The sequence below is a fragment of the Labrys sp. ALF-8 genome, assembly GCF_059699065.1.
On sequence record NZ_AP048537.1, the window covers coordinates 1,370,126 to 1,386,342 of the forward strand.

The 16,217-nt window shown below is 63.9% G+C and carries 17 protein-coding genes; 5 read left to right on the forward strand and 12 right to left on the reverse strand.

Translation table 11 applies throughout. The features are described from left to right. Nucleotides 1-18 precede the first annotated feature (18 nt). Nucleotides 19-495 (reverse strand): hypothetical protein, encoded by a 477-nt coding sequence (locus AC6H34_RS06230; RefSeq protein WP_497538229.1) that lies wholly within the window; start codon nucleotides 493-495, stop codon nucleotides 19-21. Between the two features lie 134 nt (nucleotides 496-629). Here AC6H34_RS06230 and AC6H34_RS06235 point away from each other — a divergent pair, with 134 nt between their 5' ends. The 4 genes from AC6H34_RS06235 (at nucleotide 630) to AC6H34_RS06250 (ending at nucleotide 4,571) form a co-directional block, all read left to right on the forward strand. Continuing rightward, nucleotides 630-1,337: a Crp/Fnr family transcriptional regulator gene (locus AC6H34_RS06235; protein WP_497538230.1), complete on the forward strand. Its 708-nt coding sequence runs from the start codon at nucleotides 630-632 to the stop codon at nucleotides 1,335-1,337. A 111-nt stretch (nucleotides 1,338-1,448) separates the two neighbouring features. Beyond that, on the forward strand, nucleotides 1,449-2,861 hold the full coding sequence (locus AC6H34_RS06240; protein ID WP_497538231.1) for a DUF1254 domain-containing protein: 1,413 nt from the start codon (nucleotides 1,449-1,451) through the stop codon (nucleotides 2,859-2,861). Between the two features lie 27 nt (nucleotides 2,862-2,888). Beyond that, nucleotides 2,889-4,391 (forward strand): DUF1254 domain-containing protein, encoded by a 1,503-nt coding sequence (locus tag AC6H34_RS06245; protein ID WP_497538232.1) that lies wholly within the window; start codon nucleotides 2,889-2,891, stop codon nucleotides 4,389-4,391. A 24-nt stretch (nucleotides 4,392-4,415) separates the two neighbouring features. Further along, complete coding sequence (locus AC6H34_RS06250) at nucleotides 4,416-4,571, forward strand: hypothetical protein (RefSeq protein WP_497538233.1); 156 nt, start codon at nucleotides 4,416-4,418, stop codon at nucleotides 4,569-4,571. A gap of 59 nt (nucleotides 4,572-4,630) precedes the next feature. Here AC6H34_RS06250 and AC6H34_RS06255 read toward each other — a convergent pair whose 3' ends face one another. The 3 genes from AC6H34_RS06255 to AC6H34_RS06265 all read right to left on the reverse strand — a co-directional run bounded on the left by AC6H34_RS06255 (nucleotide 4,631) and on the right by AC6H34_RS06265 (nucleotide 7,205). After that, the gene (locus AC6H34_RS06255; protein ID WP_448150831.1) at nucleotides 4,631-5,422 is read right to left on the reverse strand and encodes a hypothetical protein; all 792 of its coding nucleotides are present in this window, start codon (nucleotides 5,420-5,422) and stop codon (nucleotides 4,631-4,633) included. A 112-nt stretch (nucleotides 5,423-5,534) separates the two neighbouring features. Next, entirely contained in the window at nucleotides 5,535-6,677 is a 1,143-nt protein-coding gene (locus AC6H34_RS06260) for a DUF3300 domain-containing protein (protein WP_497538234.1), read from the reverse strand. 15 nt (nucleotides 6,678-6,692) lie between these two features. Beyond that, nucleotides 6,693-7,205 carry a hypothetical protein gene (locus AC6H34_RS06265; RefSeq protein WP_497538235.1) on the reverse strand — a complete coding sequence of 171 codons (513 nt, stop codon included), beginning with the start codon at nucleotides 7,203-7,205 and terminating at the stop codon, nucleotides 6,693-6,695. 226 nt (nucleotides 7,206-7,431) lie between these two features. Here AC6H34_RS06265 and AC6H34_RS06270 point away from each other — a divergent pair, with 226 nt between their 5' ends. Further along, on the forward strand, nucleotides 7,432-7,995 hold the full coding sequence (locus AC6H34_RS06270; protein WP_497538236.1) for a hypothetical protein: 564 nt from the start codon (nucleotides 7,432-7,434) through the stop codon (nucleotides 7,993-7,995). On the opposite strand, the gene AC6H34_RS06275 is transcribed toward AC6H34_RS06270, so the two are convergent. The 8 genes from AC6H34_RS06275 to AC6H34_RS06310 form a co-directional block, all read right to left on the reverse strand. Further along, nucleotides 7,970-9,226 (reverse strand): BatD family protein, encoded by a 1,257-nt coding sequence (locus AC6H34_RS06275; protein ID WP_497538237.1) that lies wholly within the window; start codon nucleotides 9,224-9,226, stop codon nucleotides 7,970-7,972. The two genes, AC6H34_RS06270 and AC6H34_RS06275, sit on opposite strands and share 26 nt — an antisense overlap. Continuing rightward, entirely contained in the window at nucleotides 9,223-9,867 is a 645-nt protein-coding gene (locus AC6H34_RS06280; protein WP_497538238.1) for a tetratricopeptide repeat protein, read from the reverse strand. The genes AC6H34_RS06275 and AC6H34_RS06280 overlap by 4 nt, the downstream gene beginning before the upstream one ends. Continuing rightward, nucleotides 9,864-10,781 (reverse strand): VWA domain-containing protein, encoded by a 918-nt coding sequence (locus AC6H34_RS06285; protein WP_497538239.1) that lies wholly within the window; start codon nucleotides 10,779-10,781, stop codon nucleotides 9,864-9,866. The genes AC6H34_RS06280 and AC6H34_RS06285 overlap by 4 nt, the downstream gene beginning before the upstream one ends. After that, on the reverse strand, nucleotides 10,781-11,800 hold the full coding sequence (locus tag AC6H34_RS06290; protein ID WP_497538240.1) for a VWA domain-containing protein: 1,020 nt from the start codon (nucleotides 11,798-11,800) through the stop codon (nucleotides 10,781-10,783). The genes AC6H34_RS06285 and AC6H34_RS06290 overlap by 1 nt, the downstream gene beginning before the upstream one ends. Nucleotides 11,801-11,802: 2 nt before the next feature. Then, the gene (locus AC6H34_RS06295) at nucleotides 11,803-12,288 is read right to left on the reverse strand and encodes a DUF4381 domain-containing protein (RefSeq protein WP_497538241.1); all 486 of its coding nucleotides are present in this window, start codon (nucleotides 12,286-12,288) and stop codon (nucleotides 11,803-11,805) included. Continuing rightward, a complete protein-coding gene (locus AC6H34_RS06300) occupies nucleotides 12,285-13,280 on the reverse strand; it encodes a DUF58 domain-containing protein (protein ID WP_497538242.1) in 996 nt (331 codons plus the stop codon). The genes AC6H34_RS06295 and AC6H34_RS06300 overlap by 4 nt, the downstream gene beginning before the upstream one ends. An 11-nt stretch (nucleotides 13,281-13,291) precedes the next feature. Continuing rightward, on the reverse strand, nucleotides 13,292-14,278 hold the full coding sequence (locus tag AC6H34_RS06305; RefSeq protein ID WP_497538243.1) for an AAA family ATPase: 987 nt from the start codon (nucleotides 14,276-14,278) through the stop codon (nucleotides 13,292-13,294). Nucleotides 14,279-14,431: 153 nt separating this feature from the next. After that, nucleotides 14,432-16,084: an arylsulfatase gene (locus AC6H34_RS06310; RefSeq protein WP_448150820.1), complete on the reverse strand. Its 1,653-nt coding sequence runs from the start codon at nucleotides 16,082-16,084 to the stop codon at nucleotides 14,432-14,434. Nucleotides 16,085-16,217: the final 133 nt, after the last annotated feature.

Consider the following 16,217-nt stretch of genomic DNA (forward strand, 5'->3'; position numbering starts at 1 on the left):
GCACTGCTCCACGGATCCCTAGGGCAAGGACCATCCCTGGCTTCCGGCAACGGCGCACAGGATGGTGATGAAAGCGAGAGCCAGGAGCAGCCAGTGTCCCCGATGCAGCCACGCAAAGGCACGTTGGGGCTGTTCGGCCGCCCAGCGGTCAAAACGCTTGTGCAGGACCAGCGGCTCGGCCACGAACAGGATCAACGCAAAGAGCAGCCATACGCCCACCATGGCGTGCATCCACCAGAAGGCCGACGAACTGAAACGATCCCAAAGGTCGAGCCGCATCGTCATGTAGAAGCCGCTCAGCGCGACAACCAGCACGGCGATCCGGGCCTGCCAGACGAAGCGCCGCTCGATCGCTTGAAACGCCTTCAGGAGGTCGGCGCCAAGATCGCCACGACGAACGGCTGGCAGCATGACCGTGGTCACCATGGTCACACCGCCGATCCAGGTCACGACGGCCAGTACGTGAAGTGCACGTGCAAGTATGACGTCATCCATGGCCGATGCGATTTCACGCCTCCTCGATGCGGGACAAGTATCGTGTAGCGATATTAAGCCTGTTCGGAGAGCCGGGGATTGCGCTGGAGCAAATCCCTCCTCAATCCGCCGGCAACCGGCTAGGGTGGCGGCCCATGACCACCCGCCCGATCTTGTCCCGAAGACAGCTTGCCGCTCTCGACCTGTTTCACGGTCTTGCCGCCCCGGCTCTGGACGAGGCGCGCGATCTGGCCGTTTGCCGGGCGCTCGCTGGCGACACCCGCATCTTCAATCAGGGCGACGCCCCCGTGCGGGCTCACATTCTGATCGAAGGCAGTGTCCGTATCGCGCAATCCGGCAGCGACGGTGGGGAGATCGTCGTGCGCTTCATCGCTGCAGGTGAAATGTTCGGCACCATGGCCCTGTTCACCGATCGCACCTATCCCGCCGATGCCGATACGCTGACGGATGTGGTCGAGGCAAGCTGGAGCGAGACGGACCTGCGCAGGATGATGATCCACCATCCGCAAATTGCGATAAACGCGCTTCAAATTGCCGGCCGTCGCCTGCAGGAGGCACAGAACCGGTTGCGCGAGCTTTCGACCCAGCCGGTCGAACGCCGCATAGCCAGCACCTTGCTGCGATTGGCCCGGCAGACCGGGTGCAGCACGCCCGATGGGCTGACGATCGGCGTTCCGCTCCGCCGCAAGGATATCGCCGACATCTGCGGAACGACGCTCTATTCGGTGAGCCGCGTCCTGACCGGTTGGGAAAAGCATGGCTTCGTGCGTACGCGGGATCAACGCGTGACGATTGCCGGCCTGCCGCAGATCAGGAACATCGCCGCCAATGGTGGCTCGTAGGACCGCATGGAGCCAACCCGGCCCGTTTCGGTTACGGTTACAAACTTCTTTTCGGGGGGCAGATGTTCCAGCCTGCCGAGAGGAATCGATGCGAACCGCCGGAGCACGGATGTGGTCAGGATCGCCCTCTTGGGATTGATGTTGCTGGCGGGAGCGGCACCGGCCTCCGCCCAGCAGGATCCAACGCCTCAGGAGCTTCATCGCAGGGCCGTGGAACGCAGGGCGGTCGAGGCGGTGATCTGGGGGATGCCCGCGGTCAACGCCGATCTGATGCTGCAGGCCATGCTCTCGTCAACGAAGGCGAAGGTGAACGAAATCGTCTACTGGTCGCGCCCGGTGAACTGGAAAAACCAGACGCTCACCCCCAATCCCGATTCGATCTACCTGATGTCCTTCTGGAACGTGAAGGATGGGCCTGTCGTGATCGAGATCCCGCCGGCCAGGGGCGGCTCGATCGCGGGCAATATCGTCGATGCCTGGCAAATGCCGCTGGAGGATGCCGGGCCGGCGGGAGCCGACCATGGCAAGGGCGGCAAATATCTGATCCTGCCGCCGGGCTACGAGGGGAAGACGCCTGCCGGCTATATCGTTCTTCATTCCGGCACCTATAGCGGCTTCGCGTTGCTGCGCTCCAACCTCGCGAGCCACGCGAACGCCGATATCGAGAGATCGGTGGCCTATGGCAGGCAGATAAGGGTCTATCCCCTTTCCAGGGCCGCCGATCCCCCGCCCACGCCCTTCACGGATGCCTACGATATCCTTTTCGACAGCACGATCCGTTACGACGCCAGCTTCTTCGGCAATCTCGATCATGTCGTCCAGACCGAGCCCTGGCTCGATCGCGACCGCGTCATGATCGATCAGCTCAGGACACTGGGAATCGAAAAAGGCAAGCCCTTCAACCCCGACCAGGAGACCAGGAACGCACTGGACGCCGGAGCGAAGGAAGCCCGGACGTTCCTGGCGAAACGCTACGATCAGGGCTTCCCCGTCATCAACGAAGGCATTCGCTGGTTCCCGGCCGCACTGCCGGAAATGGTCCAGGCGGCCCAAGGCGGGTACGCCGATCCCAACTCCTACCCCGTCGACGCACGAGGCGTGACCTATACGCTCGGCTTCACCGGCATCAAGCGCCTGGGCACGGCCCAATTCTACCTGATGGCGAACAAGGACAAGGCTGGCGACGCTTTCGACGGCGGGGCGACCTACCGTCTGACCGTACCGGCCAAGGCCCCCGTGAGGCAGTACTGGTCGGTGACGGTCTATGACCGCCAGACCCATGCGCTCGTGCGCAACGTGGACAGGGCGAGCCTGGCCTCCATCAGCCCGGGCACGCATCTGAACGGTGATGGATCGGTCGACGTATTCTTCGGACCGAAGGCGCCGGCAGGCCAGGAAGCCAACTGGGTGCCAACGGATCCCAAGGGGAGCTTCGAACTCCTTTTCCGGCTCTACGGCCCGGAAAAACCCTTGTTCGACAAGAGCTGGAAGCTCCCGGATGTCGAGAAGGTGCCCAAGGACTGACTGTAATTCCACCTGCTGGGGAACATCATGAGGCTGCGTCGATTTCTTGAGCTTGGCCTTGCTCTTGCCTATACCTGTCCCGCACTCGCGCAGGAGCCGAAATATTCCGCCGAGATCCCGCCTGCCATCACCACCCCCGACACGGTCGAGACCCGCATCGGCACGCTGAAATTCTTCGATGGACTGCCGAGCGACGACACGGTGAGCAAGGTCTATGACCAGCTCGACTTTTCCCGCGGTATCCAGGCCTTCCTATCCGGCATTCCGGCGGCTTCCGTTCACGCAGTGTGCACCGGTTTGTCCCAGGTAGGCGCCAAGCCCAATGAAGGCGTAGGCATCACCGAAGACCTGATGGATGCGCGCTCGCTCTTCCTCACGCCGAACTCGACCACCGTCTATGTCTTCATGTGCATCGATGTGAAGGATGGGCCGGTGGTCTTGCAGGTTCCTGCCGGCGTTCTGGGCCCGGCGGACGACGCCTATTTCCGCTTCGTCACGGATGTCGGATTGACGGGCCCTGATCGAGGCAAGGGCGGCAAATATCTCTTCGTGCCGCCAGGCTACCGCGGCAAGCTTCCGAAGGAAGGCTATTTCGTCACCCCTACGCCGACTTACACCAATCTGGTCTTCTTCCGTGCCTTCGTGCAGGGCGGCGATATCGCGGGGGCCGTCAGGCACGTGAAGGAACAGGCCAGGGTCTTCCCCTTCTCCGCCCGACAGAAGCCGCCCGAGACGATGTTCGTGAACACCTCCGGCATGAAATTCAACACGGTGCATGCCAACGATTTCGATTTCTACAACGAGATCGACGAGGTCATCCAGCACGAGCCGGCGGATGCCTTCGACCCCGAAATCGTGGGCCTGTTCGCTTCGATCGGCATCAAGAAGGGCCAGCCTTTCGCGCCGGACGAGCGCATGAGGAAGATACTGGTCGATGCGGTCGCGGTCGGAAACGCAGCCGCGCGCGCCATCCTGTTCGCGCCGCGCGATCCGCGGGTGAAGTACTATCCGGACCGCCAATGGGGCAACGGGTTCGTCGGTGGCAGCTATCAGTTCCTCGACCATGGCGAGCGCATGCTCGACGCACGCACCCTGTTCCACTACGCGGCCACCGGCATCACACCCGCCATGGCGGCGGCGAAGCCTGGATCGGGCTCGGCCTATGCCTTCACCAGCCGCGATGCCAGGGGCGTGTTCCTCGACGGGGCCAAGACCTATTCCATCACTCTTCCCAAGGGAGTGCCGGTAGGACAATTCTGGTCCTTCACCGTCTACGATTCCCAGACGCGCTCGATGCTGGAGACCGACCAGAAGCTCGCCGGCATCGACAGCACCGACAAGGGCATCAAGCCCAATGCCGATGGCTCGACCACCATCTGGTTCGCGCCCAGGCCGCCGCCGGGGCATGAAAGCAACTGGGTCCAGACCTGGCCGGGCAAGAGCTGGCAGGTGATCCTGCGCCTCTATGCGCCCCTCCAGCCCTGGTTCGACAAGAGCTGGAAGCCGGGCGACCCCGAGCCGGCACAGTAGATAACCCACCTCTTGAAAAGCGATATGGTCGTGGAGACGAGTCTGACTCTGCTGGCCGCGCTCGGTCCGCACGAGGCCATGGCCTATCGCTTCTGGTATCCGACGATATCGGCCGAAGAGATCCTCAACCTCGGCCGCTATAGGAATGCGCATTTAGGCAGAAACGCCGCTTTTCTCTAACCCTTTGTTTTTCGACGCGTCTTCGCGTTTTGCCGATTCCGTCAAAAACACAAAACGCTCTAGAACTTGTAGGTGAGCGCCACAAGCGGACCGTGCATCCGGACGTCGTAGAGGAAATCCCCATTCTTGTAGTCGACCGAGAGAAGGCGATAGCCGGCGTGAAGCGTCACGTTCTCGTTCCATTTGTAGTTCAGCAGGCCGATGATCTGGTAGGTGAGCTTGGAGCCGGCATTGAAGCCGCCGATGTCGCCAAGAACGCTCACGCTCCAGGTGTCGTTGATACGTGCGATGGCGCGGGCGGCTATAACCGGGTCGAACCAGTCTTCGGCTTCGCTATGGTCGATGCGCGGTCCTATGGTCCCGGCCTTGAGCGTCAGCTTGTTGTCGAGATTCCAGTAGCGCACGCCGCCGCCGATATCGAAGTCAATATTCTCGTTGGTGAAGACGCGGTACATCACGTTCCCCTGGAGAGTCAGGCTCTGTGATCGGAGTTCGACGCCCGAGAAGAATGGACCGGGGAGCTTGCCGGTGGAAGTGACCTTCGAATACATGACGTCGGTAAGGACGATCCAGCGATCGACCTTGAATTCACCGGCTCCCATGATGCCGCCGTTGAGGTCCTTGAAAATGTCGCCGAAGCTGAGGTCGATCTTGGCAGGCGGCAGCGGTGGCAGCGTCGACGATTTTCCATTCAGGGCGGAGGCCCAGAAATATCCTGTGAAGGCGAAGGTCGGGCCTATGTAGATGACCGGCGGAGCGACAGGCGCGGGCGGTTCAGAAGCGAGATCCGCCGCGTGAAGCGGTACGAGACCCGCGAACAAAAGACCCACCGACAACGCTGTACGCTTCATGACTATTCCCTCGCGGCGGAGCTTCTGCGAGAGTTTCGCATGCCGAAGCATCCGCCACGATGCTGTAACGGTTACAGAACACAACACTTTCGAAGAAGAGGGTGGCGAATCCTCAGCGCCGACGTCCCACGCGACGCGGGGCACGACGCGGGCCGCCTGGCCGGGCCCCGCGGTTGAAGCGCGGCCCCCCACCGCGGAAGGCCGGTCCACCCCGCACCGCACGACCCTGCCGGACGGCAGGATTGCGGATGCCGGCTTTGCGCACCCCCGCATTCCTGACAGGCCGGGTGACATTGGCTCGCGGCAGCGTGGCGAGGCGTCCGTTGCGGATCGTGCCGCCCTGCCGGGTGATTGCCTGCTGCACGCGATTGGAGGGCCGGAACCGGTTGGGATTGGGCCGCCAGCGATTGTTGATCACGTTGATGTCGGTGTTGCGGATGACGACGTTGTTGTAGCGCCGGTATCCGGGATAACCTGCCCACCGTCCGGGATAGGCCCAGCCATAGTTCCAGTTCCAGTAGTTGTTGCTGATGATGGCTGCGGTGGCGATACCCAGTCCGAAGCCGATCAGGGCCGCCGCCGCGGGATTGCCGGACTGGTAGACTGCAACAGGATCGTAGGTCGGCACGTAGACGACGCCGGGATCGGCGTCTCGTATCACCACCACGTTCCTTCCGCCCTGGCTCTCCGTGGAAACCGCCTGGGCCTTGCTGGACTTGAGCGAACCGGCGCTCTGCGCTTCCTGGCGCAGTGCCTGGATCGCGGCGGCGACATCGTCAGGCTGGGCGACGAAGGCATCCCCGAGATCTCGTGTCCAATCGAGCTCGGTGCTCATCTTCTGCAGCACGGTGGGAAAGCGCAGAAGGGCCTTCACGCTCGGGTCCCATTTCTGGGAATCGGCGGTTGCGTAGTTCCCCGCGGCAGCGGCCTGCTGGTTCTTCTCGAGCCAGCGCGACGCATCGATGATGTCGACAGGATAGGCGGATGCCGGCAATATCTGGGCGAGCAGGGAGTCGCTGTAGAGCGCAATGGGTGCAAGCAGCGTCTTGAGCTGATCCTGCGTGAACGGCTTGGCGACGGCATCGGGCGCAGGCGCCGCAGGAGCAGTCGTGGTGGCGGGGGCGGGCGTGGCGGTGGGCGGCTCCGGCGCCGCGGGCGTCGGACCGCTCTGGTCCTGCGCGAGCGCGGCACCGTGCAGCCCAACGAGAAGGATCGCGGCGGCGAGGGATTGGGCGATCACCGTTTTTGCGGCCATGTCTCTCACCCCGGACTAGCGAGCAAAACGAATGTTGACGCCGTCGGCGCCGCCGGCGAGCATCAGGCCCTCGCGGCGTGTCTTGAGCTGGAGCACCACGCCCTTGCTGTTCTTGAGCCACAGGAAGCCGCCCCCTTTGTTTGCGAGGGCCCAGCCAAGACGGACCTGGGCATAGAGCCCCTCGAAATCCGCCAGGCGATCGAGATCGTAGACCTGCCCCGTTGCCGTCAGCTTGGACAGCCCGATGCCTCCCACGCCGAGGCCGACGACCTTTATGGGGTAGCTCTTCCCCCGGAAACGCAGACGCCCGCTTCCGCCCCCGCCGCTTCCGATCACCGCTATCTGGACCTGCTGGATAGTCACCGAACCGGTGACGCGATGGGGCTGGTCGGCCCGTGCGGCCGGCGCCATGCCGGCGGGCAGAAGCAGAGATGCAGCAAGGAGAACGGCAAGTCTGGTCTTGAACAGTCGCATCCGCATCGGCTCCGCAGTGATCTTGACGAAATCGGACAATTGGGGGCCGGACATGCATCGGCGGACGCCCAATCACGAAGGTATCGTCACAGCCTATCGCCAGCGGGCACGTAAGAATGCCTGTAACAGTTAGCATGTTGACAGCCCGCGTGCGCGGCAGGCTCAGAACGATAAAAGTGCTTTCCCGGATCAGGTAACGGTAACAGAACAAGCAATACCGGCTTCCCATGCGGAGGCAGCCGGCGCTATCCTCCTCTTCGCGGCCAGCACAGGGAAGACCATGTCGCCAAGGCGCTTTGCCCACCTCATCCTGAACGAGGCCAAGGAAGCGGTCGCACCGACGCTCTTCTTCATCGTTGGCTTCAACCTGATCCTGCTGACGACCCAGTTGATCCTGGCCGACTATTACGGCCAGCTGTTGAATTTCGCGGGCGCGACCTTCAGCGCCCTCGTCGTCGGCAAGGCCGTCCTGGTGGCCAACGCCATGCCGCTGCTCCGGCGCTTCGACAAGGCACCGCTCATCCGCCCGATCCTGTTCAAGACCCTGGTCTATTGTGCCGTGGTCTTCGTGTTCCGCATCATCGAGAAGCTCGTCGAGTATTTCCTGGGTGGGGGAACCTTCAGGGACTTGCCTGCGGAGTTCGCCGAGCATTTTACCTGGCAGCGCTTCGCAGCGATCCAGATCTGGATCTTCGTGCTGTTTCTCATCTATGTCGGGGTAACGGAAATCAATGCTCTGCTCGGCAAAGGCAGCTTGTGGCGCATCCTCTTCCGTGAACGGCCGTCGAATCGACCGGACGCGCCCAGCTTTCAGTCAGTCACAGCGGATCCCGCCCAGCATTGAGGGGCGGCAGTATCGCGCGGGAGGCGGCCCCGTGCGACCCCTGGGACGCGAAAGCCCGCACGGATCCTGCGAGCCGGCCGCCTTGCGCGGAATCCCAGGCGGACGCTCCCCCGAACAGGAAGGCTTCGAGCTGGTCGATGGCCGGGCCGAGAGCGGCGTCACGGCGTGCTGCCATCCGCACTTCCGCCGGCAGGCATTGCAGCCAACCCTGCAGGGCCTCGTAGGTTTGCCGGGCATCGCCACCCGAAGCCGCTCGCCAAACCTCGCGCCGTGCCCACCCTTCCGGGACGACCCCGGATTTGTTCCGGCCTCTCCGGGCGAGCACCAACCACGCCAGTGCGCCAGCCAGCACGAGAACGCCGGCGATCGCGGCCGCCATTATCGGAGCCGTCCAAATGCCCGGCCGCTGCTTCGCTCCGGCGGGGGGCGGAGCCGAAACGTCCACATGGACGCCTCCGGCCGTCAGCTGCCCTACCTTGTGGCCCTGCAGGTCCCACCAGCTCTGTACGAGCGATGGCAGGTCATAGCTCCCCGGCTTCTCGAAGACATAGGTGACCCGGTCGGTGCGTGCACCATTCACGCTGCCGCGAGTGACATGGTCGTCGCTCTGGGGCGGATCGACATAGATGCGTACGCCGGGCGGGGCGGTGAAGCTGAAGTCGGCCATGCCGAACGCGGGCGCGCCGTCGGCCTTGCGCTGGATCGTGCGCACGAGGGCCGCGCCCGGGCGAAGACCGCCCGCTCCCGGCGCAGGCGTCCAGTTCTGGGTCAAGGTGACCTCGTTCGCGGCCAGCACGGGGCCGGACGCATCAAGACCCGATGGCACCTCGACCTGCAGATGCTGTGCCGTGCCCTGCGCCGTGCCCACCGGATCGCCCCCACGGTCGAGCAGCGTCACCTGCGGGGCGGGCACCGTCAGTGCGCCACCGCGACGGGGAAAGACCTCGAAAGTGAAGCGTTGCCCGACATAGATCGTATCGCCGGACTGCTCGCGCGTGGTCACCGCCTGGGTCTCGAAGCGCAGGATCTGCGCTCCGGGCGCATCAGCAACCGAGACGTTCGGAGGATGGGGCATCTCGCCGGCGAAAAGTACCTCGACGACGAGATCGACCGGTTGCCCGATGACCGCCTTGTCCGTCGGATCCAGCCTGGTACGGACGAGAACCTCCTCCGCGTGGGCCAGCGCGGGACACAGGAGGGCGGCGATGACGAGATAGCCCAGTTGCCTCATGGCGCCGCCCCACTCGCCGGGTACTCCGGCGCCGCCTGCAACTGCCTTTGATAGGCGAAGCGCAGGCGCAGGAAATCCGCCGGCCGTGTCTGGACGCGCTTGAGCCAGAGCGCCCGGACAGCCTCGTCGGATAGCGGCTGCTGTGCGGCAACAGTGGTGTCCAACCCGCCTTTCTTGGTCTTGTCGAAGACGATGTCGTCGGCCTTCTCGTCGGTAGCATCACCACCCTCGGCCTTGAGGCGTTCCGCCCGGATGGTGGCGACCTCGCGATTTGCCATGGCGACCGCCCAACCGGGCTGCAGATCCAATGCGCGATCGAGGCGATGGATGGCGTCGTCATACTTGCCGAGCATGATCAGCGCTGTGCCCTGGTCGTAGTTGCCGGCTGCCGTATCGAGCGCCGCGAAGGCCTGCGCCGAGGCCTTGAAGTCCCCAGCCCGGTAATAGGCGGCCCCCCGCCGAAGCGGATCGCGAAAGGCTGCTGCCGCATCGCCCTGCCGCCCGAGCCCCGCGAGCACCGCGCCGCGCTGATCGGCCGTCAGCAGGACATTGCGCCAACCTACCCTGTGGGCGGCGAAGGCGAGACCGAGGACGGCGGCCCCCGCCACGAAGACGTAGGGAAGCCGGTGCCGCGCCTTCATGTCAGCACCCACCCGCGCCGGAACCAGCCGAGCGCGAGCAGGAGGAGCGGGAATACCAGCCAATAGCCGGCTTCCTGCCAGAATCGTCCCTCTCCCGCGACGGCTGCGGTGTTCTGCAGCCTGTCGATCGCGCTGTCGATCGCCTCGACGTCGGACTGGTCCACCGTCGTTGGAATGATATCGGCACCAAGAACACGCGCCGCCTCCTGAAGGCTGCTCATGTCCTGGTCCTGCCCGAGAAGACCAAGGATGGCGGCGTCGTGTCTGGGCCTGCGTGCCGAAAGCTCGGCAATCTGGTCTGCTGCAACGGTGTCGGTGAGCACCAGGATGGTGCCACCCTGATCATCCTGCGGCAGCAGTCCGTCAGCCATTGCGATCGCGGTGGAGAGCGCGTCTCCGTCCAGCGGCATGATGCCTGGAGACAGAGCCCCCGCCATCGTCAGCAGCACATCCTTGTCGCTGGTCGGCGGGAGGACCATGTGGGCCGAGCCGGCATAGGCGATAAGCCCGGTGGCCGCTCCCTCCCGCGCGGCCAGCAGATCCGACAGCTTTTGGCGGGCCCGATCCAGGCGTGTCGGAGCAAGGTCGCCGGCCCTCATCGAATCCGTGACCTTGAGCACGACCATGACAGGAGGCTTGTTGTCGGCGAAGGGCGAAGCCTCGAGCCGCCATGTGGGCCCGGCAATGGCGACGGCAGCCAGGCCCCAGGCCAGGAGCAGCAACCCATTCGGCGTCACGAGCGAGCCCCGTTCACCATTGACCAGCAGATATTTCAGGAGTTCCGGATCGATGACCCGCCGCCAGCGCTCGGCCGCATCGGAGCGATAGTGCTGCAAAAGGAACAGGCCGAGCGCCGGAAGCAGCGCCAGCAGCCACAGAGGTCGGATGAAGTGGAAGGCTGCGAGATCCTGCATCACGGCGCCTTGGCTGGCAGGGCCGAGGAGAGACGCGCCGGACGATGGCCGATGCGCCGCCTGAGCAGGTGGAGCGCCTGGGCCAGCATTGAGAGGGCGAGAGCACCCGCCAGTGGAAGCCAATAGATGTCGCGCTTGGGCCGAAAGCTCACCGTGTCGATCTTCCTCGTTTCCAGCGCGTCCAGCCGCGCATAGATCTGGGCGAGGCCTGCACGGTCGAGGGCCCGGTAGAAGCCACCGCCCGTGATCCGGGCGACGTCTCTCAGCGCCTGCTCGTCCAGCTTATCCTCGCCGACGGCGGTGGGGTCGCCGATCGCAACAGTGTGGATGACGATGCCCTTGTCCTTCGCGACGCCGGCGGCCTCGGCGGGCGGCACCTTGCTGGCCGTGTCGTTGCCGTCCGTCAGCGCGATGATGGTCTTGGCCTGCACGGTGCTTTTGTCGAACATGCGGATGCCGAGACCGATGGCGTCTCCGAAAGCGGTGCGCGGGCCGGCCATGCCCACCACCATGTCCTTCAACAGAGTGCGCCCGAGATCGAGATCCGCAGTGAACGGCATCAGCGTGAATGGTGCGTCACCGAAGACGACGATGCCGACACGATCTCCCTTGCGCCGGGACAGGAAATCGTCGAGCACCTCCCTGACGGCGCTCAGGCGATCGACCGTCTTTCCGGAGGCGTCCACGAAATCCCTGGCATCCATCGAGCCGGAGAGATCGACCAGGAGGAGCATGTCGCGGGCCGGCTGGTCCCGGTGAAGCGGCGGCTCCAGCCATTGGGGACGCATCACGGCCGCAACGGTGAGCAGCCAGCATGCCAGAAGCACCGCAAGGCGCGGCCAGCCGCGCGGAGCAACCACGCCTCCCTGGTGGGGCCGTACCCCGCTGATGGTCGCAAGGCGCTCGAAGAACGGCACGCGCAGACCGGCGCGGCGATCAGCGCGAGCGGGTGCGAGCAGCCAGACCGCCAGCGGCAGGGGTGTCAGCAGCGCCAGCCAGGGATGGGCGAAGATGAGCATTCTCAGCCCTCCTCGGCGGCGCGGTGCCGGCGCACCCAGTGCTTTGCCTCCGCGACCAGCTGAGCCGCATCGGCGGTGCCGATCCCTTCCCCTGGCTTCAGGGCGCCAGCCAGTTGGTCGGCAATGCCGGAGACATCGATCCGCTGCCCAGCCTGGTCGACGATGAAGTTTCCCCATGCGTTTCCGCTGAGGTTCGCCACGCGTTCGCGAGGATAGCTGACCAGGGCAACCCGTTTCAGGATGGCGGAGATGCCCAGGATCGGATCAGACCCGCTGCCGCCCGGCACCACCAGCGCGTCCAGCTCGCGCAGGGCAACCCGACGATAGGCATCGGCCCGGTAATGCAACCAGGCGCGCCAAGCCTGCAGCGACGATAGGGCGGCTGCGGCCGCTATGAGAACCCACACCCCGGGTGCCAATGGCCAGAACAGGAAGCCCGTCGGGGCAACGATGTCGTGCAATCTGCCGAGATCGCCGGGATCGTTCATCCTGCTACTCCCAGACCTGCGATGCGCCTGGCGGAGCGCTGGCCGATCAACTCGCGCAACTGCGAGACGACATCGCGTTCGGTGGAGACGGGCAGGACCGGAATCTCGCGTCTGTGCGAAAGCGCCGCCAGCCGTGAGCGCCACGCCGCCTTCTCTTCTGAAAAACGCCGGCGCAACGAGCGCGCCGAAAGATCGACCTCGATTTCCGCGCTGCCAGATGAAAACACGGCCGGCCCGAGATCCGGCAGGTCGAGTTCCAGGGGATCGAAGACGTAGGCTGCGAGTACGTCGTTGTGGACGGTCAGGCGGGTGATCAGGCGCGCCGTCTCATCGTCCTCGCCAGCGGCATCGCTGATGAGGCAGACCAGCCAGTCATGCGTGGCGAGGCGCACGGCATGTTCGAGCGCTTCGTTCAACCTGCTCGCGGCATCCGGCAGCGGGGCGGTCCGCCCCAAGGCGCCGTTGTGCCGCGTGACCTCGGAAAGGACCCGCACCACGCCTGCATCGCGGCCCAGCGGCTTGATCTGCGTCACCGCGCCGTCGCCGAACACGATGGTCCCAACGCGGTCTCCCAGCGACGTCACACGCCAGGCGGCGAGCGCGGCGACCTCGGCAGCAGCTACGGATTTCATCATGCGCCGGCTACCGAAGAACATGGAGCTGCGCTGGTCGACGAGGAGCAGGACAGGCCGATCGCGCTCCTCCGAATAGACACGCACGAACGGATTTCCGAGCCTCGCGGTGGCCAGCCAGTCGATGGTACGCGTGTCGTCGCCTTCGAAATAATGGCGCAGCTCCTCGAAATTGAGCCCGCGGCCGCGCAGGCGAGATGCATGACGTCCAGTCAACAGGCTGTGTACGGGCTGGCGCGGCATGAAGCTGAAGCCGTGAGCCCGATGCTTGAGCCGCAGCAACTCGTCCAGGGTCACGAAAGCCCGGGCCCGCCCGCCGGCACGCGCAGCTACGGTCGTCGGCCGCTGCCGCATCAGCATGTAAGCCTCCTTCAGACTGCCACCGCCACCTGCCGGATAACCTCGTCGAGCGCATCGTCGGCGGTCACGCCTTCCGCTCCGGCCTCGTAACTCAGCGAGATCCGGTGACGCAGGCAGTCATGCGCCACCGACTGCACGTCTTCCGGCGTCACATAGCTACGCCCCCGGAGCCAGGCATGGACGCGAGAGCAGCGGTCCAGTGCCAGCGAGCCGCGAGGACTGGCGCCTATGGAGATCCAGTCCTTCAGCTTGTCGCCGAATTGCGCCGGGCGTCGTGTCGCCGCTATCAGGGCGACGATATAGGCTTCCACGACATCCTTGCTGGTGATTGTGTCTATCTCCGCGCGCACGTCCATTACGATGGATTGAGCGATCCGCGGCTTTTCGGCCGCTTGCGCATCGGGTTTTACCGCGTTCTCCGCCCGCACCAGGCGCAGGACCTCGATCTCGTCCTTGTCGCTTGGATAATCGATGCGCACATGCATGAGGAAGCGATCCATCTGCGCTTCTGGGAGCGGATAGGTTCCCTCCTGCTCGATCGGATTCTGCGTGGCAAGCACCATGAAGAGGCCCGGAAGGTCGTAGCGCTTGCCGGCAACGCTCACATGGCGCTCTTCCATGGCTTCGAGCAGGGCCGACTGCACCTTCGCCGGCGCGCGGTTGATCTCGTCGGCGAGGACGAGGTTGCCGAAGATCGGACCCTTGCGGAATTCGAACTGGCCATCGCTGCGAAGGATCTCGCCGCCCGTCACGTCGGAGGGCAGCAGGTCGGGCGTGAACTGGATACGGCTGAATTGAGATTCCAGATTCCTGGAAAGGCTCTTGATGGCCCGTGTCTTGGCGAGCCCGGGCAGACCTTCCAGAAGGACATTTCCATTGGCAAGCAGTGCGATGATCAGCCGCTCGACCACGCGATCCTGTCCGATGATATCACGGTTCACCCGCGCCTGGAGATCCAGGACTGCCGCGCGGGCCACCGACCCATTACCTTGATCCATTGAACCCGACGACCTGTTCAAAAGATGGATTGTGGCGCAGCCGGACGCCCCGTCAGCCTTGTTACGGTAACAATATGCTACTGGGCGGCCGCGAGCCGGAGGCGAGGCGCGTAATCCACATCGCCCCACGCTTCCGACCGCACGCCGGCTTTTCTACTGCGGTGTCAGCCGCTCGAGATCGTTCAAGCGCTTCAGGGCTTCCTGCTCGCGCAGCATCCGATAGTTGATGCCGCTGGCGTTCAAGGAACTGCCAGCCTGATGAGGGTACTGGTCGAAATCAGCGAAGAACTCCTTGATCTTGCCCTGGATCGGTACGAGCAGCCACATGTTGCGGCCCAGGAATTCCGTCGCCCCTCCCCCCTCCTTCATGCCGCGCTCGTAGGGATCCATGCGCAGATTGGCGATGAGGGCCCAGGCGGGTGTCTCGCGCGTCGCGGTTGCGATATTGCCTTCGCTTGCAATGGCGAAGCTCAGCTTCCAGTCATTCCAGCGCAAGGCATTCAAGTTCCCGCCCTGGTCGAAATAATACATCGTATCACGCGGGCCTGACTTTTCGTCACCCCTCAGGAATGGCATGAGATCGTAGCCGTCCAGATGGACCTTGAAGTTCTTGGCCCCCGCGGCAAAGCCTGTCTTCATAGTTTCCTTAAGGTTGGGAATGCCCGCCGCGGTGGCGAAGGTAGGCATCCAGTCCATCAGTGTGACGATATCGTTTATCTGCGTGCCGGGCTTCACCACACCAGGCCAGCGCACCATCATCGGGATGCGCATGCCGCCTTCCCATGTCGTGCCCTTCTCGCCATGGAACGGCGTCATGCCTCCGTCTGGCCACAACGCAAGCTCTGCGCCGTTGTCCGTCGTGTAGAGCACGATCGTGTTGTCGTCGATGCCGAGGTCGTCGAGCTGCTTCAGCAACTGGCCGATATGCCCGTCATGTTCAGCCATGCCATCTGCTTCGATGCCCTTGCCGGTCTTCCCTACGCTCTCGGCCTTGAGGTGGGTGAAGATGTGCATGCGCGTGGAATTGAACCAGACGAAGAACGGCTTGTCGGCCTTGTGCTGGCGGTCGATGAAGTCCTTCGCCGCCGCCAGGAACTCTTCGTCTATCGTTTCCATCCGCTTGGTGTTGAGTGGGCCCGTGTCCTCGATGCGCCCGTCGGCGTGGGTGTGCAGCACGCCTCGCGGACCGTATTTCTTCCGGAAGTCGGGATCCTTGGGATAGAAGTACCCCTCCGGTTCCTCCTCGGCATTGAGATGATAAAGGTTGCCGAAGAACTCGTCGAAGCCGTGATTGGTCGGCAGGTGCTGATCCTGGTCGCCGAGATGGTTCTTCCCGAACTGACCTGTGGCGTATCCCTTGGTCTTCATGACATCCGCGATGGTGGGCATCCACTCGGTAATCCCGTGAGGATCACCCGGCATGCCGATGGTCAGCAAGCCGGTGCGGAACGGCTCCATGCCGAGGATAAAGGACGCGCGGCCGGCGGTGCAGCTCTGCTGCCCATACGCATCGGTGAAGATCGCCCCCTCAGCCGCTATCCGATCGATATTCGGCGTGCGATAGCCCATCAGGCCCATGGTGTAGGCGCTGATCTGGGAGATACCGATGTCGTCTCCGAAGATCACCAGGATATTGGGTGGTTTGCCAGAGGCAGCGGCCTGCGCGCTGGCCGACTTGGTCTGGGCGATCTGGAGCGGCATCGAGGCAAGGGCCGATGCCGCCACCATGGCAGTTCCGGCGAGAAGCGAGCGTCGATTGAGTGTCGCCGAATTCTGGCGTTGTGCAGAGTGCGCATCATCTGTCATGGCAGTTCCCTCGGTCGTGGTGACAGTCAAGGTGCAGCCGACCTGCGCAGCCTACGCGGGCAAGTATCCTTCCCGGTGCGCAGTTCCTAGATTAGACAAGACAAATTTCGGCTCCGTTTAAAATCAAATGGAA

Excerpts from the sequence above, each read along its gene's own strand:
- AC6H34_RS06230 (WP_497538229.1), bottom strand. The coding sequence starts at position 495 with ATGGATGACGTCATACTTGCACGTGCACTTCACGTACTGGCCGTCGTG.
- AC6H34_RS06235 (WP_497538230.1), top strand. The coding sequence starts at position 630 with ATGACCACCCGCCCGATCTTGTCCCGAAGACAGCTTGCCGCTCTCGAC.
- AC6H34_RS06245 (WP_497538232.1), top strand. The coding sequence starts at position 2,889 with ATGAGGCTGCGTCGATTTCTTGAGCTTGGCCTTGCTCTTGCCTATACC.
- AC6H34_RS06250 (WP_497538233.1), top strand. The coding sequence starts at position 4,416 with ATGGTCGTGGAGACGAGTCTGACTCTGCTGGCCGCGCTCGGTCCGCAC.
- AC6H34_RS06255 (WP_448150831.1), bottom strand. The coding sequence starts at position 5,422 with ATGAAGCGTACAGCGTTGTCGGTGGGTCTTTTGTTCGCGGGTCTCGTA.
- AC6H34_RS06260 (WP_497538234.1), bottom strand. The coding sequence starts at position 6,677 with ATGGCCGCAAAAACGGTGATCGCCCAATCCCTCGCCGCCGCGATCCTT.
- AC6H34_RS06265 (WP_497538235.1), bottom strand. The coding sequence starts at position 7,205 with ATGTCCGGCCCCCAATTGTCCGATTTCGTCAAGATCACTGCGGAGCCG.
- AC6H34_RS06270 (WP_497538236.1), top strand. The coding sequence starts at position 7,432 with ATGTCGCCAAGGCGCTTTGCCCACCTCATCCTGAACGAGGCCAAGGAA.
- AC6H34_RS06275 (WP_497538237.1), bottom strand. The coding sequence starts at position 9,226 with ATGAGGCAACTGGGCTATCTCGTCATCGCCGCCCTCCTGTGTCCCGCG.
- AC6H34_RS06280 (WP_497538238.1), bottom strand. The coding sequence starts at position 9,867 with ATGAAGGCGCGGCACCGGCTTCCCTACGTCTTCGTGGCGGGGGCCGCC.
- AC6H34_RS06285 (WP_497538239.1), bottom strand. The coding sequence starts at position 10,781 with ATGCAGGATCTCGCAGCCTTCCACTTCATCCGACCTCTGTGGCTGCTG.
- AC6H34_RS06290 (WP_497538240.1), bottom strand. The coding sequence starts at position 11,800 with ATGCTCATCTTCGCCCATCCCTGGCTGGCGCTGCTGACACCCCTGCCG.
- AC6H34_RS06295 (WP_497538241.1), bottom strand. The coding sequence starts at position 12,288 with ATGAACGATCCCGGCGATCTCGGCAGATTGCACGACATCGTTGCCCCG.
- AC6H34_RS06300 (WP_497538242.1), bottom strand. The coding sequence starts at position 13,280 with ATGCTGATGCGGCAGCGGCCGACGACCGTAGCTGCGCGTGCCGGCGGG.
- AC6H34_RS06305 (WP_497538243.1), bottom strand. The coding sequence starts at position 14,278 with ATGGATCAAGGTAATGGGTCGGTGGCCCGCGCGGCAGTCCTGGATCTC.
- AC6H34_RS06310 (WP_448150820.1), bottom strand. The coding sequence starts at position 16,084 with ATGACAGATGATGCGCACTCTGCACAACGCCAGAATTCGGCGACACTC.